This window comes from Insulibacter thermoxylanivorax (assembly GCF_015472005.1).
In the GTDB taxonomy this organism is placed as follows: Bacteria; Bacillota; Bacilli; order Paenibacillales; family DA-C8; genus Insulibacter; species Insulibacter thermoxylanivorax.
This window is the reverse complement of record NZ_BMAQ01000006.1, coordinates 38406-52966: the sequence shown is the minus strand read 5'-3', so window position 1 is coordinate 52966 and position 14561 is coordinate 38406. Positions and strand designations below refer to the sequence as shown.

Annotated in this window: 17 protein-coding genes and 1 tRNA gene; 9 read left to right on the top strand and 9 right to left on the bottom strand. The window is 50.9% G+C overall.

Features of this window, described 5'->3' with window-relative positions; all coding sequences use genetic code 11:
* The first annotated feature begins 5 nt into the window (after positions 1-5).
* Entirely contained in the window at positions 6-1028 is a 1023-nt protein-coding gene (locus PRECH8_RS04620; RefSeq protein ID WP_200965927.1) for a hypothetical protein, read from the top strand.
* Here PRECH8_RS04620 and PRECH8_RS04615 read toward each other — a convergent pair.
* Positions 1005-1727 (bottom strand): EcsC family protein, encoded by a 723-nt coding sequence (locus PRECH8_RS04615; protein WP_200965926.1) that lies wholly within the window; start codon positions 1725-1727, stop codon positions 1005-1007. The genes PRECH8_RS04620 and PRECH8_RS04615 overlap by 24 nt on opposite strands.
* Before the next feature lie 178 nt (positions 1728-1905).
* Positions 1906-1982, bottom strand: a tRNA-Asp gene (locus tag PRECH8_RS04610).
* A gap of 193 nt (positions 1983-2175) precedes the next feature.
* On the opposite strand from PRECH8_RS04610, the gene PRECH8_RS04605 reads away from it, so the two are divergent.
* Positions 2176-3462, top strand: a complete 1287-nt coding sequence (locus PRECH8_RS04605; protein WP_200965925.1) for a glycoside hydrolase family 18 protein — start codon at positions 2176-2178, stop codon at positions 3460-3462.
* A gap of 76 nt (positions 3463-3538) precedes the next feature.
* Here the strand turns inward: PRECH8_RS04605 and PRECH8_RS04600 are convergent, their stop codons facing one another.
* Both PRECH8_RS04600 and PRECH8_RS04595 read right to left on the bottom strand, forming a co-directional pair.
* Positions 3539-3832 carry a HesB/YadR/YfhF family protein gene (locus tag PRECH8_RS04600; protein WP_200965924.1) on the bottom strand — a complete coding sequence of 98 codons (294 nt, stop codon included), beginning with the start codon at positions 3830-3832 and terminating at the stop codon, positions 3539-3541.
* A gap of 68 nt (positions 3833-3900) precedes the next feature.
* Complete coding sequence (locus tag PRECH8_RS04595) at positions 3901-5076, bottom strand: MalY/PatB family protein (RefSeq protein WP_200965923.1); 1176 nt, start codon at positions 5074-5076, stop codon at positions 3901-3903.
* A 246-nt stretch (positions 5077-5322) separates the two neighbouring features.
* On the opposite strand from PRECH8_RS04595, the gene PRECH8_RS04590 reads away from it, so the two are divergent.
* The 6 genes from PRECH8_RS04590 (at position 5323) to PRECH8_RS04570 (ending at position 8794) form a co-directional block, all read left to right on the top strand.
* Complete coding sequence (locus PRECH8_RS04590; RefSeq protein ID WP_207161768.1) at positions 5323-5610, top strand: hypothetical protein; 288 nt, start codon at positions 5323-5325, stop codon at positions 5608-5610.
* Positions 5611-5773: 163 nt separating this feature from the next.
* The gene (locus PRECH8_RS04585) at positions 5774-6139 is read left to right on the top strand and encodes a YojF family protein (protein ID WP_200965921.1); all 366 of its coding nucleotides are present in this window, start codon (positions 5774-5776) and stop codon (positions 6137-6139) included.
* 337 nt (positions 6140-6476) lie between these two features.
* Complete coding sequence (bshB2, locus tag PRECH8_RS04580) at positions 6477-7115, top strand: bacillithiol biosynthesis deacetylase BshB2 (RefSeq protein ID WP_200965920.1); 639 nt, start codon at positions 6477-6479, stop codon at positions 7113-7115.
* 130 nt (positions 7116-7245) lie between these two features.
* Positions 7246-7368: a hypothetical protein gene (locus PRECH8_RS14600; protein WP_276569088.1), complete on the top strand. Its 123-nt coding sequence runs from the start codon at positions 7246-7248 to the stop codon at positions 7366-7368.
* Positions 7341-7589, top strand: a complete 249-nt coding sequence (locus tag PRECH8_RS04575; protein WP_200965919.1) for a glycosyltransferase — start codon at positions 7341-7343, stop codon at positions 7587-7589. Before PRECH8_RS14600 ends, PRECH8_RS04575 begins: the two co-directional genes overlap by 28 nt.
* 188 nt (positions 7590-7777) lie before the next feature.
* Entirely contained in the window at positions 7778-8794 is a 1017-nt protein-coding gene (locus PRECH8_RS04570) for a cell wall hydrolase (RefSeq protein ID WP_200965918.1), read from the top strand.
* Between the two features lie 123 nt (positions 8795-8917).
* Here PRECH8_RS04570 and PRECH8_RS04565 read toward each other — a convergent pair whose 3' ends face one another.
* The 5 genes from PRECH8_RS04565 to PRECH8_RS04545 form a co-directional block, all read right to left on the bottom strand.
* Positions 8918-10036 (bottom strand): Ger(x)C family spore germination protein, encoded by a 1119-nt coding sequence (locus PRECH8_RS04565; RefSeq protein WP_200965917.1) that lies wholly within the window; start codon positions 10034-10036, stop codon positions 8918-8920.
* Between the two features lie 41 nt (positions 10037-10077).
* On the bottom strand, positions 10078-11619 hold the full coding sequence (locus PRECH8_RS04560; RefSeq protein WP_200965916.1) for a spore germination protein: 1542 nt from the start codon (positions 11617-11619) through the stop codon (positions 10078-10080).
* Positions 11616-12725, bottom strand: coding sequence for an endospore germination permease (locus tag PRECH8_RS04555; RefSeq protein ID WP_200965915.1), 1110 nt, complete (start codon positions 12723-12725; stop codon positions 11616-11618). The genes PRECH8_RS04560 and PRECH8_RS04555 overlap by 4 nt, the downstream gene beginning before the upstream one ends.
* Positions 12726-12957: 232 nt before the next feature.
* A complete protein-coding gene (locus PRECH8_RS04550; RefSeq protein ID WP_200965914.1) occupies positions 12958-13197 on the bottom strand; it encodes a ferredoxin family protein in 240 nt (79 codons plus the stop codon).
* Between the two features lie 222 nt (positions 13198-13419).
* Positions 13420-13629: a CDGSH iron-sulfur domain-containing protein gene (locus PRECH8_RS04545; RefSeq protein WP_200965913.1), complete on the bottom strand. Its 210-nt coding sequence runs from the start codon at positions 13627-13629 to the stop codon at positions 13420-13422.
* A 127-nt stretch (positions 13630-13756) separates the two neighbouring features.
* Here PRECH8_RS04545 and PRECH8_RS04540 point away from each other — a divergent pair, with 127 nt between their 5' ends.
* Positions 13757-14308, top strand: coding sequence for an NADPH-dependent FMN reductase (locus PRECH8_RS04540; protein WP_200965912.1), 552 nt, complete (start codon positions 13757-13759; stop codon positions 14306-14308).
* Positions 14309-14561 lie beyond the last annotated feature (253 nt).

The following is a 14561-nucleotide window of genomic DNA, read 5'->3' as shown; positions in this document are numbered from 1 at the left end:
AAATGATGAAGAAAGTCGTATCGTCCATTGTCGCTCTATTCCTGATGCTATTGATCGGAGCTGTGCCCGTCTCAGCCCACGTGCAGAATGAGAAGAACTTATACAGCGATATCGAATATTCGGAGGTTCTGCAAGAGATCGTCCTGCTGCATGGCATTCGCGCCATCGGCATCGAGGGCGGGGTGAATCTGTTCAAACCATTTGAGTTGCTAACCCGCAGTGATCTCGCCTTCTGGGCAGGGAGATTCCACGGCCTCGGCGGGGCAGGAGCTGCTGCCGATGCGATCCGCCAAGCGGCGTTAGAGGAAGGTCTCGTTCCGTCCCTTGACGGTTATGCCACGTATGGGGATGTGAATCAGGCGTATTTTGGCGGGGCAGCTCCCGTCGTGGATGCGGAAGCGACCATGACGCGGGAAGATTTCGCGCTGTATATGGGGCAGTTCTTCACGGAACCAGTCGATGGGAAGACGCTGTTCGATATGGCCAATTATGAGGCGGGACCGACAGGAATCGTGGAAGAAGTTGATAAGGTTACGGTGACAGAAGGCGACAATACCTATGATGTGTTCCGGATCGCCATCGGCGGCAAGTGGTACCAAGTGAGTCATCATCCGAAGATCTTAAACGGTCCCGTCGACCTGACCCAATGGATCGATAAGATGGTGGAAGCAAGCTGGTATGCCCCTGCATCTGCCGATGATGCAGAAGGTGAACTGGATATCATCAAGGTGGGCGAAGCCCAGTTTACGGATGAAGAGATCGGAGCGATTCCCGACACGGAAGCGGGGCACAGCCATGGGGAAGAGGACATAGCTGCAGGTGGAGCGGAAGAGGATGCGGATGGGTCGGAAGATGCCGGAGAAGCTCAGGACGTATCCGCCCCTGTTGATACATCGCTGCAGCCTCTTCAATCCACAGCGGACGAAGCAGAGAAGGATGGGGGCAGGAGTCTGCCCATCGTGCTGATCATCGGCGGCGCGCTGCTCGTCCTCATCCTTCTATGGTTAATCCTGCGGAAGCGCAAGTAATCGCATGCGATAGGCGTTCTTAGCCGTGGTGCCGAGTTGATCCAATAGATTGTAGTTGGCATAAGCACCGACGACGGCACCGAAGCCGGGCACCATCTGCAGCATCTTCACGAGATCGATATGGTCTCTGTACTCCTGCTGTAAGATCTGCCAGTCGATATCATCGATGTGCTGGCGTTCGGTGTGCCAATTCTCGACGATCTGCAGTGTCTTCTGTCGCTGTTCATCACCGGAGAAGGCAAGCAGAAACACATATAAGATGAAGAGGCGTTCCTCTTTGAGACGGATATCAAAACCGTACACAACAGCCGCTTCGAAGAGGAATTTCATCTTGATGGAGATCAAGAGCGGGATGTCTGCCAAGCTGAGCATGATGCCGCCTGCGCCGGTGCCTGCTCCTTCAGCGGCTGCGATCTTCTTGTACCGATTCAACACCTCATCGAAATGTTTATCGCGTTCCTCTATATGAAGATCTGTTCGTCGTTCTTTCACATATGTGGTGTACTCCGAACCGAATAAAGCGGTCTTGACCATCGCCTTGATCGCTTCGGTGATGATCTGCTGGGCGCGTTCGGGGATCGCGGTGTTGATGCGCTGCTGTGTCTTTTTGAACCATCGGTTTATCATTCCCGAGCGTTTCAGCATGGACTTCTTCCAATCGGCAATCTCTTGCTGCACCTTCCGTTCATAGGAATCCATCGATCAGGGCCCCCTTCAAGAGAATCTCCTACCGCACAAATACCTGCACCATCCATATCTTCACCATATTATAGTGTATCCATCCAATCATTCGCCATCTCTTACAAGGGTGGAATGGGAAATGAACTTATCAATAAAAGAGCAGAGAACCGCTGTCTCTGCTCATTATTGATCTAAGTGGCGGAGCTGACGGGATTCGAACCCGCGTTCTCCTGCGTGACAGGCAGGCATGTTAGGCCTCTACACCACAGCTCCCTGGATTATATTTGATAAGCACATTGAGCATCATAGCAGAATCATAGGCGAGATTCAATGCATGAACCCATGACAATCATGTGACAAAGAAAAAACCTTAAGAAAATGACCTAGGACATTCACCTATCCTCAGGAAGATGCATAGATTGCCTAAGATGATCAGATAAGAGGTTCGGCAGTTAGGAGGAGTTCTATGCAGATTCATGTTGTGCAAGCTGGGCAATCCCTGTACGGGATCTCTCATGCTTATGGGGTCACCGTCGAGGAGATCGCTGCGGCCAATGAGATCGATCCAAATCTGTCCCTTGTCGTAGGTCAGGCCTTGGTCATTCCGATTACGGGGCGATACTATTGGGTGCAGCCGGGAGACAGTTTATTCACCATCGCTCGCCGTTTCGGCATCGATGCAGGTACGATCGCAAGCGTGAACGGACTCAGTCCGGCTCAGCCGCTGCGGGTTGGCTTAAGACTCTATATTCCGCCGCCGCCAAGACGCGATATCGAGTCCAATGCCTATGTTGAGCCCCGGGAGCAGGTATCGGATGTCGTGCTGCAGGATACAAGGCGGGCAGCGCCGCTTTTAACCTATCTGGCGCCTTTCAGCTTCCAGATTCAGCGCGACGGCTCCTTAAGGCGTCCCAATCTCGATCAATTTCCAGAGATCGCTGCGCAGAACGATGTGACTTTGATGATGGTCGTGACGAATCTGGAGAATGAGCAGTTCAGTGCAGAGTTGGCCGGCGAGATCTTAAATAACGAAGAATTGCAAACCACCTTGCTTAACAATATTATCTCGACAGCAGGGGAGCTTGGTTTTCGCGATATCCATTTCGACATGGAGTTCATCAGTCCCAATGACCGTGAAGCGTATAATCGGTTTTTAAGACGGGCTGCAGAACGCATCCATCAGGAAGGATATCTCATGTCGACGGCGCTGGCGCCCAAAGTCAGCGCAACCCAAACGGGGGAATGGTATACAGCACACGACTATCGTACGCATGGTGAAGTCGCGGATTTCGTCGTGATCATGACCTATGAATGGGGGTACAGCGGCGGACCGCCGATGCCCGTCTCGCCGATCAATTCGGTGAGACGCGTGTTGGAATATGCGCTGACGGAGATGCCGGGCAGCAAGATCATGATGGGGCAGAATCTGTACGGCTATGATTGGACATTGCCCTATGTGCAGGGGGGAGAATATGCGCGGGCGCTGAGCCCGCAGGCGGCGATCGAACTGGCCCGCCGGGAGAATGTGGCGATCCAATATGATTATACAGCTCAGGCGCCGCATTTTGATTATGTCGATGCCGAAGGCCGAGCGCATAAGGTATGGTTCGAGGATGCCCGCTCGATCCAAGCGAAGTTCAATCTGATCAAGGAACTCGGCTTGCGCGGCATCAGCTATTGGAAGCTGGGGCTGCCTTTTCCGCAGAATTGGCTGCTGTTGGAGGAAAACTTTAATGTGGTTAAGCGTTCATAAGCCTAATTAGGGACAAAAGAAGGGGAATGACTCCGGCGGCTGGCCGGCTCATTCCCTTGATTGGGCAGAGGTTGTATTAGATTTGGTCAAACGTATATTTCAGTTCGCCGTCCTCAACGGTGACCTTCATCTCGTATTCATCGAGGAACCACTTGTCTCCCTCGGTGAAGAAGAAGGTGATGCCGTCAACTTCCGTGCTTAAGGACGCATCGCTGGGCGGCGTATCGCGCATGATGCCGAGAGAGAAATTGTGATGTTTGGTGCCTGAGGAACCGTACAGCTGAATGTAGAAGCGAATGGCTTCGCCGGGTTCTAATCCCATTTCTTCTTTAAACCACTTAACGGCTTCTGGTGTGACTTGTAATTTCATGATGCGATAACCTCCAATATATTCATGATTAGGGTCCTTCCTCGGGATCCGTTCATAAGATGTTGTTATTAAGATATATGTTTGCGCGCTGCCTCACAGAATCGCTTCAGGGCTTCCTCGACGATCTGCCGCGGACAAGCCAGATTGATGCGCAGGAAACCGGTCCCTTCGGAACCGAAGGTCGATCCTTCATTGAAAGCGACCTTCGCTTCTTGATACATCAGACGCTTTAGCTCTTCAACATCCAATCCTAGGCCGCGGCAATCGAGCCACAGCAGGTAGGTGCCCTGAGGACGGAAGGGCCGGACTTCCGGCAGATGTTCTTGCAGATATTGAATCGCATAATCTACATTGCCCTGTACATATTGCAGAAGTTCGTCCAGCCAGCCTTCCCCGTGATTGTAGGCGGCTTGTACCGCATCGGGTGCGAAGAAACCGGTCATATGCAGACTCAGCGTCTTGATCCGCTTCTCAAATTGCTGTTTCATGCGGCGGTTCGATGCGACGATATAGGAGATCTGCAGTCCGGGCAGATTGAAGGTCTTCGTCGGTGCCAGGCAGGTTAGCGTGATCTCGGCGATCTCCGGTGACAGCGACGCAAAGGGGGTATAGCGATGCCCCGGCAGGACAAGGTCGCAGTGAATCTCATCGGAGATGACGATAACTCCATAGGTTAAGCATAATTCGCCCAGCTTCATCAATTCTTCCCGGCTCCATACACGGCCGCCGGGATTATGCGGATTGCATAGCAGGAGCAGCCGCGCTCCATCCATCATCAAGGACTCCAAGTGGTCATAATCCATCTCGTAGGTGCCGCTGCGTTCGAGCAGAGGATTCTTCACGATCTGACGGCCGTTGTTGCGGATCACGTCATAGAATGGATAATAAACCGGCGATTGCAGGATCACCTTGCTGCCCGGTTCGCTGAACAGATCAATGGCGATGCTGAGCGATGTTACGACGCTTGGCGAATCCGTGATCCACCCGGGTTCGATCTGCCAATTATGGCGGCGCTTGAACCAGTTGACGATCGCTTCTGTATATGACTCAGGCTTAAAGGTGTAACCATAGATGCCTTGGGCGGCGCGGCGCTGGATGGCTTCCTTCACAGCGGGCGGACTTTCGAAGTCCATATCGGCAACCCACAGGGGCAGGATCTCTTCGCTGCCGAACAGCTTGGCAGATTGATCCCATTTGTATGAATAAGTGTGTTTACGGTTAGGCACTTGATCAAAATTCACCATACCTGTCTCCCCAATCCAGAAAATACATGCTTAATCCCATTATACCGAAACAGAGAGAAGGAAACCAAGCTTGAACGCGGTTTCTTGCAAATGTTCTAAAACTTCGTAAAATCGTTGATAGGATCTGCTGTCAAATCCAAATATTAACTTGTGTGAGATTCAACGATTGACAATTGGCAGCTGCCGGAAAAAAGAGTTATGATGTTAGTTAGTAAAATGATCAACAGGAAAATCAGCAGCAGGTAATTGAGAGCAGCAGCGAGTGAAGGTGTGCATCATGCAATGGATCGCCATGGCAGCCAAGCTGATCGTCGATATGCTTCAGGGTGGTCCATCCTATGGTACCATGCGGGACTGAACCTCGTGTATGCGGCGGCCGGTCTGTCCGCGTGGACGCAGCTGTGGAGCGTCCTTCCGAGCGTCATCTTCGCGCTGCCGGAGGAGCGGGTCCGAAAATTCGCCTATAGACTTCGCGCGCCAAAGTGGTTGTGGCGGCTTTTTACCCGGGGCATCTGTATGTGCTGTGGATCCTGAGCTTATATGTATAGGGATGCGGCTGAGATTGAACATAGAGAAGATTGTAATGATGGTTTGTGTTTTGTATCCATGTTTGGATGAATTCTGATTAACGGTTATAACCCGCCAATAATAGACTCAAGATGATTCATTATACGATGCTGAGAAGGAGAGACCGATGATGAAATTAATTGATAAAACGGAAGTACAACGCATGTTGGACGCCTTTGTCGATCAGGATGTCTACATTCATCTGGAGATGACGATGGGCGCCTATGCGGCTCATCATGGTCGGGCGAAGTTTACAGGCTCGACCTTTATCCGCAATGCCCGCGTTCGTTTCTCCCATGCACGGATAGCAGGCAGCGGTCCTTACCGGGTAGGGCTGAAAATGGCAGAGGGCTGGATCTATTCGGAAGGGTTGACGCATATGGAAGACCAGGAAACGGAACGGCTGATCATGGCCGGCCTGAATGAAGAAGGGAAATTGGTCGTCGCACTTCAGATCAGCAAGGAACCCTTTGGCACGGCGAAGGGAATGGACTAACGGACTCTTGCAGAATTGAGGAGTGAGATATGCGGTTTTGTCCTAAATTTCGAATAAAACTAGTATAAATATGGTGTAATCCGTAGGTTTTGACCGAAAAATCGTATAAAACGTGCGTGATGCTGCAGTTATGTTGCAGTTTTGACCTAATAATCGGATAAAATCGTCGAAAACATGGGATGATCCGTTGATTTTATCCAAAAAATCGTATAAATCGTGCGTGTTGCAACGGCAACAGTCGTCCTGCGGTTTCATCCAAAATATCGCATAAAAACGGCAATCTACTGAGCACGGTTATTAACTCAATATACAGTATCAAATGAACAGGAGGAGCAGTATGAATCGTCATATCTTAGTTGTGCTGCCGCATCCGGATGATGAGGCCTTCGGACTGGCCGGCACGCTTGCTAAACATATCGATCATGGAGTGCCCGTGACATATATCTGTTTGACGTTGGGAGAGATGGGGCGCAATCTCGGCAATCCGCCCATCGCCAATCGCGAGACCTTGCCGGAGATCCGCAGACAGGAGCTGCTGGAATCCTGCCGCATCATAGGCATCCAAGATGTAAGGATGTTCGGATTGCATGATAAGACGATAGAATTCGAAGATCATGATCGACTGGCAGCGCGGATTCGCGAGGTCATCGATGAAGTGAAGCCGTCGACGATCTATACGTTCTATCCGGGCTTCAGCGTGCATCCGGATCATGATGCGACGGGCGCCGTCGTGATCAAAGCGGTGCAGGAGATGCCGGAAGAGGAGCGGCCGGCCGTTCATTGTTTGGCCTTCTCCAGAGGATGCGAGGAAGTGCTGGGCCCGCCGCAGATCGTTCATGATGTCAGCGACTACATGAAGCAGAAGGTGGGAGCGATCCGCGCTCATCGCTCGCAATTCTTGTTTAATATGGATGATGAAGAACTAGTGAAGAAAAACTTCGGCACGGAACGTTTCTGGATCTATCGATTTGTCTAGACATCTGCATAGGCTGCTGCGCTTGTAAGATATCAGCCGTTCTTTCAAAGGGTCGGATCAGATCGAGCGAATCGCTGCGAAGCTGCAGCAGGAGCTGAACTTCGACTTTGTCATCATCGAGAAGAAAGCCATGGCGGAGGCGAAGGCGATCATGCAAGCAGCGGATATCGTCATCGACCAGATCTTATGCGGTATGTACGGCAATGTCAGCATCGAAGCGATGCCATGGGCAAACCCGTCCTCTGCTATATAAGGCCGGATATCGCTGCAAGGCTGCCCAAAGGGCTGCCGATCATCTCAGCGAATCCAGATGCGCTGTATGATGAATTGAAACATCTTCTGCTTCAGCCGGAACTGCGCTTGGAACTCGGCCGATATGGGAACCAATATGTGCGCGAGCACCACGATTCGACGAAAATCATCAAGCAATTAATTGAAATCTACCAAAAAATAAGTCCAAAAATAGTCCGATAGTCTCACAACCTATCAACATTTGTGCAGTATGTATCTTTAGGGATATCGGAGAATAAACATTCCCTTGACCGGGAGACATTTGATCAAGAAACCCTGCTTTACGTTGAGCGAGGGAATTCATAGGGGAGCGTGAAACCCGCGCTGCTCAAGCAGAGAGGTGATTAGAGATTCGAAATCGTATCATCGCTGTGCTGCTCACAGCGGCGTTTGTATGGCCGGCTTCTGTCCTGGCTCAGGCTGAGCAAGAGGAACAGGCTGCAGCAGAGACGATTGGCGACGTAGAACCGAAAGTGTATATCGACTCTGAAGACCACATCTTAAACGATCAATTGCTGATCGAAGACGGCAGATTATTGGTATCGATCCGGCATCTCGCCGAAGCCTTGGACGGCATTGTCGTGTGGGTGCAGGATCAGGGGGAAGTACGTGTGTTCTCGGTCTATGGGGACGTGATCACATTCCAACCGGAGAATCCGCTTATGAAGCTGAACGATGTCGAATACCGGATGGATGTGGCGCCGATCAGCGTGAACCAGCGCATCTATGTACCGCTCAGGCATGCTGCGCAATTTCTGCACGCTGAAGTGGAATGGGATGAGGAAGATCGCGCAGCTTATGTGCTTCGCAAGTCGCCCTATATCCTCGAAGAGGGTGAGACCTTAGCTGAGGTCAGCGCTAAGCTGAACATAGAGGAAGATCTCTTGCTTGAGCGCAACCGCCATCCCGAGCAAGATGTGGACGAAATCGGTCATGTCAAGATCGTGATTCCCGATATCATGCGGAACAAGATCGAGGAACCGGAGGAAGAGGCGGCAGCGGAGACGTTGGCAGCGGAGGAACTGCCATACAGCGAGAGCGAGTTGGAACTTCTGGCGAAGATCACCATGGTAGAAGCCGGCTATGAGCCTTATGAAGGACAATTGGCAGTAGCCAATGTGATCCTTAATCGGGTGCGCGATCCGCGCTTCCCGGATACGATCCGCGATGTGATCTATGCGCCTAACCAATTCCCGCCGGCGCATAATGGTTTGCTGGATAAGGCTGAACCGAACGAAAGCGTCTGGAAGGCGGTTATGGCAGCAGCAAGAGGGGAGAATAACGTCGAGGGTGCCGTATATTTTCATAATCCGAAGGTTTCCTCAGACGGTTTATGGAACAGACTGACGGAAGTTGCGAGAATAGGCAATCATCGTTTTCTTAAATAAATCATGTTCTTCAATTAGTTTTAAGATGAGTTCATTAGGCTGGTTTGTGCTGGGTTAGGACCGCCCGGATGTCTCTGCATGAGAGGCTGTCCGGGCGGTTTTTCGCATATTCATATTCGGCGTTCATTTCGTCTGCAGCTTTAATTTCCCTGATGTTGATACATTCACATCCACTTCGATGTTCAATTCTTCCGGCGCAGGCAAGACCAGTTTCCTTCCTTTGATGTGTTCTTGCCACCAGCGGTTATGCTGCACATACAGCGCATGTTCCAGCTGAAAGAGATCCACGCCTTGTTCGTATGCTTTCTGATAAGTAGCAAGGATCTCTTGGGTCACTTGCTCAGCAGCCAACTCCTCCATCTCCCGTTCGTCAATCGGCTGGATGACTTCGATCACATTCGCTTTAAGCTTCGTCTGCAAGCGATAGGTGATCTTGTTGTCTTGGATCTCCGCTCTAATCTTCACCTTCGGATGACGCAGGGAGAGATCGGAGTATACGTTATTCCCATCTCTTAAGGTGAGGGGGGACCGCTGGGTTGAAGGGGTGAGCCAGCGGAGTCCGCGAAGATCATCCACAGGGAAGAATCCGTTGCATTCATAGGAATGCAATGTAAAGATCCCATTATAAACAAGGAGGTCCGTAGGTTTCATCGACGTCTTCCAGATCGATTGATCCAGTCCCAGTGAGGGAAGATGAGCCGTCCTGCCCGGCTCGCGAATATCGGTAACCAACTCCCTTAACATCTTAGGCGCGACGATGGATTTTTGCTTATACAGCTCTTGCGGCTGGTGCAAGAGGGAGGCGATCGGTGACAGATTGAAGAAAGGCGAGGCGCTGAGCACCTCTTCGAGGGATTCCCTCGAACCGAACACCCAAGCTGTATAGCGAAATTCATGGTAGCGGGTAAGCAGATCCAAAATATTGCCGATGCCGCGTTTCAGCAATTTTTCACCAAAGACGATGGCGCCCACGTGACCGTGGAAAGTCCGAAGCTGTGATGCATTATACAAGTCGTTGTAAGCGCTGGCGACGGTATCCCCGGTCCCTTTGCCCACATAAACGGGCAATTTATTGGTCGGCTTGTCCGATTCAGGTGAAGTGACCGAGGAGAAGTCGATCATCTGTGCGTAGACCACGTATTGCTCGTCTTCGTAGTCAAAAGCCACAGCCGAGACATAATGCACATCTTGCGGATCCTTGATATCCCAGCAGCCGGTGAGCAGCAGGGAGCATGTTAACATAAAACCCAGACAAACGGCAGCGTGTGATGGACGACAAGCCTTCACGATTGCTCACTCTGCCTGTCGTTATTTCGATCATGCAGGAATGAGGTATCATATTGTTCTCTGCTTTGCCGCTTGAAGAAAGCTGGAATGAGGTGTTGCTGCCGCAAGGGACTCAGCGGCGTGAGATAGGGTATGCCGAAGGATTCGAGTTTGCTCAGATACATCACAACAGCGATCACGGACAGGATGAATCCGTACATACCGAGCAGAGAAGCAAAGGCCATCACGAAGAAGCGAATGATGGTGACCGAAGCGCTCAGCGTCTGATTAACGAGCGTAAAGGTCGAGACAGCAGTCAGTGCAGCGATGATGAGCATCGTCGTTGAAGACAGCCCTGCCCGGATTACCGCGTCACCGACGATGATCCCGCCGACCACTGCGATCGTCTGTCCCACGGCCTTGGGAAGACGGACACCGGCTTCGCGGAACACTTCGAAGAGCGCCAGCATCATGAAAGCTTCCAAGGGCGCAGGCATCGGCAGCCCCATACGCGTATTGACCACCGTTGCCAAGAGCGGGAAAGGAAGCTGTTCCATATTGTAAGATGAGAGTGCGATCCAGAACCCCGGCAGGAATAAAGCGATGAACAAGCCGAGGAGCCGGATGCTCATCTGGAAGCCGATAATATGAGCGGGGAAATACTGATCCTCCGGTGATTTTAACAGCAGGGTTAAGTTCACAGGAGCGATGATGGCGATCGGCGCGCCGTCGACGATGATCGCCAGTCTCCCGCGCAGAAGGCATTCCACGACGAAGTCCGGACGACCGGTATAGGTGATCAGCGGAAACAGAGAATAGGCAGAATCTGAGATAATCGCTTCCAGCTGCGCGCTGCTGAGCAGTGCATCTTGATCGATCCTGAGAATGCGTTTCCTTGCTTCTTCTAGGAGATCGGGACGAATGTATGACTGGATATAGAGCAGGGCGACGCGGCTTTCACTCTTTCGGCCGATGACAAACTGTTCATAGCGCAGCGCATTCGTGCGCAGCCGTTTACGAACCAGTGCGACATTCGTTTTGACATTTTCGACGAAACCGTCGCGCGGGCCTTTGATCGAAAGTTCCGTATTGGACTCCTCCGGAGCTCGTCCCGGCATATCCGATGCATCATATGAGTAGATGGCTTGCTGCTTCGTTAAATACAGGATCAGGTGCCCCATGAATACCTTTGGAACGATCTGTTCGATCTTCTCGATCCGTGTTAACTCCAAATCAATCGCCGCATCGATCGGCACTTCGGGGTCGGTTTCTCCCAGGGCCATGATCCGGGGAATGACGACTTCATTAATCTGCTGGGTATTCGTCATGCCGTCACAGGAGACGAGGATGACTTCCGAGATCGGATCTTCCCGGCTAATCTTCAATTTGGAGATTCGGATATCGGCACAGCCATCGAACAAGTCATAGAAGAATTGCTGTGATAACTGGCCGTCCGTCGGCAGTTCGCTGGGATAAACGGGCGGCGGTATACGCTGCGGATGTATGTTCGAGTTCTTCGGCCCCAGCATGTTGATCAGCAATCTTGATTTCTGTTTCATGAGTTCCCACCCCCGTGAGCGGTGCTGGGCTGATCCTTCTTCAACCGAATGAGAACGGCCAGGATCAAGGTCAGTGCAAGAGCAGAGAACAGGGACAAAGGAAAATAGATGCGCTTCATAAAATCAAGATACATCATATCGCTGATCGGCAAGATGGCAGTCAGCAGCAGCAGCGCACAGATCAGATGCAGTTGTCTTGCCCGTATTCTCTGCGATTTCTGCGGAAGCAGATCCACGATGAGGCAGATGGCGACGGCGATGCGAATCACGGCACCGGACAACCACTGATAGATCGAAAGGAAATCCACATGCTGGATGTACTTTCCTATGCTGACGAGACGCCACTCCTCATACGCGGGATAACGGAGATCCATCGCTTCGAAGGGACCGAATTCGGCTATTGCTCCCGTAATGGGTCCCCAGATCAAGATGATCAAAAATAGCGCAAGCACCCATAACCACCACAGCTTCAAGCGGGACTTCAGCGAATGTTGAAAGATTAATAAAATGCTCAGCTCAGCAAGACCGCCGCCGATGTAGATCCCGCCTTTTCCAATCGGCTCCCAGCCGTTCTCCAGGATCGGAAGGAGCAGGGAATAGTTCTTCTTAGGCAAATTCACGCTCATCACAAAATCCCCGAGGACGATCACAAAGGGCAGGAGGATACCCGAAGCGATCATGATCGTCTTAAGTCCCCAGCGAGCGGAGAAGCAGCACACGATAAGCAGGGACAGCGCCAATACGAATATTGGCGTCCGGCTTAAGTAAGAGACCTTCGTCCAAGTGGTCGTGTCTTTGAGCGTGATGGCAGCGATCATGAACAAGTAGACGATGTAATATATCCGTACGATCCATGCCGCGGCAGCGCCGTAATGTCGACGCAGCCATACTAGGAGCGGCTGCTGTCCGGTGCGATTCATGATGTAATAGATCAAGCAAGTCCACAGGAGAAACGGCAGCACAGCGAGAACTGTCGTCAGCCACGCATCGCGCTGGGTGACCTCAAGCAAAGGAGGAATAACCAGAACATGGTTCATTAAGCCAACTGCGAGGATGATGGCGCTGAACGCGGAGAAGGTACCGATCGTTGCTGAAGACTGGTTCATCTGCTCATCTCCTCCAGAACATAGAACTAAGACATAATATGCCCAGTTTTCAGGCATTTATGTGACAGCAGGGGAGAACAGGAATCGGATAGGGCAGAAACAGGAGAAGCATGAATGAGAGCGTGAATGAAAACAATGAGATGAGCATAAAAAACTGCCCGCATTAAACGGGCAGTTCAATTCATGAATAACTGGATAGAATCAATGCGCTATACTGCAGCAGTCTCGAGTGTTAGCGGTTCTTAAAAAATTCAATTGCCTTATCGATGAAGTGTCTCTCTTCCTCAGGAACATCATCTTCTTCATAAATTGCTGATACCGGGCATGCCAGCTCACAAGCACCGCAAGAGATACATACATCAGGATCGATGAAGTACTGGTCTTCACCTTCTACGATACAGTCGACAGGGCATACTTCCACACAATCTGCTGCCTTCTCCCCGATACAAGGTGATGTGATGACAAATGCCATTACCATTCCCTCCCATAAAAGTTCGATCATCCATGCGAACTGCGCCACAGTTCGGTGCCGGAACCCCTTTAATTGCTAGACTTCAGTTCGGCTCATAAAATTTCCAATACTCATTACATTGTAGATGATATGTCACAATTTTTCAATATATTAGTCGGAATTTGGTTGATGCAGATCACTGACGGAGAATAGGTAATGCATATAAAAAATCCCCTCAGCAGCTTACTTCGCTGCACGAGGGGCGCTGGTGAATCCGACAGACTTATGAGCACCGTCGCAGAAAGGTTTGTTCGCAGAATGACCGCAGCGGCATAGGGAGAAGGAAGGCTTCGTCGCAAAGCGATTTCCCTCGGCGTCGATCAATTCCACCTCGCCGGTAACGCGAATCGATCCGTTGTCGTTGATCTTAATTGTTACTTTATTGTGTTCCACAGCTGTTCACCTCACTTCTATTAGACCATACTCATTATAGGAAAGAGAGATTTGACATTCAATAGGTCAACATTCATAATAAATAAACATATATGTATACAAAGTATAGGATGGTTGGTGAGAGAGCATGAAACTCCTAGGAATATCCGGTACAATCGTTGGTTCCAAGACATCGATCGCTGTACAAGCCGTTCTGGAGCGGGTACGGGAAGAGAACCCCGATATCCAGATCGAATTGCTCGATATGAAAGATTATGACGTGGTGTTCTGTGATGGGCGTGATCCCGCAACCTATACGGGGGATACGAAGACCGTGATCGACAAGGTGATGGAGGCGGACTTCTACATCATCGGCACCCCGGTGTTCCAAGCCTCGATCACAGGGGTTCTAAAGAATCTGTTCGATCTCGTTCCTGTCTCTGCCTTCTACCAGAAGGTGATGGGGTTCGTTGCGACGGGAGGTACCTATCAGCATTATCTGATGGTGGAGAACCAATTGAAGCCGATCGCTGGCTTCTTCCGAGCCTTCGTAGCGCCGAGTTATGTGTATCTGCATGATGATCATTTTAACGAGAAGCGGGAGATTGTTGATCAAGAGGTGTTAGAGCGCCTGGATCGGCTGGCGAAGGAAGTTGTCCATATGCAGCGTATGTTGAAGGGTGAGTATGCGAGCAGCTGAGCAGTGCCTCAGAGCGCAGACTGTTGAGTTTGAAGAAAAAAACGGCCGGTATTGGGATGTCTTGTATGGGAATCTTGAAGGAAGACTATGAGAAGCGAGTTGCAACACGAACGTGAGTAAGCACTTCACCGATTGGATCTTCGGATGTCGATCGGTGAAGTGTTTTTGTATGGTATCCGAAACAGCCGCAAAATGATATATTTAATGATGATCACAATGTTAGATAACAGAATGCTCGAAGAAGGTGAACGCG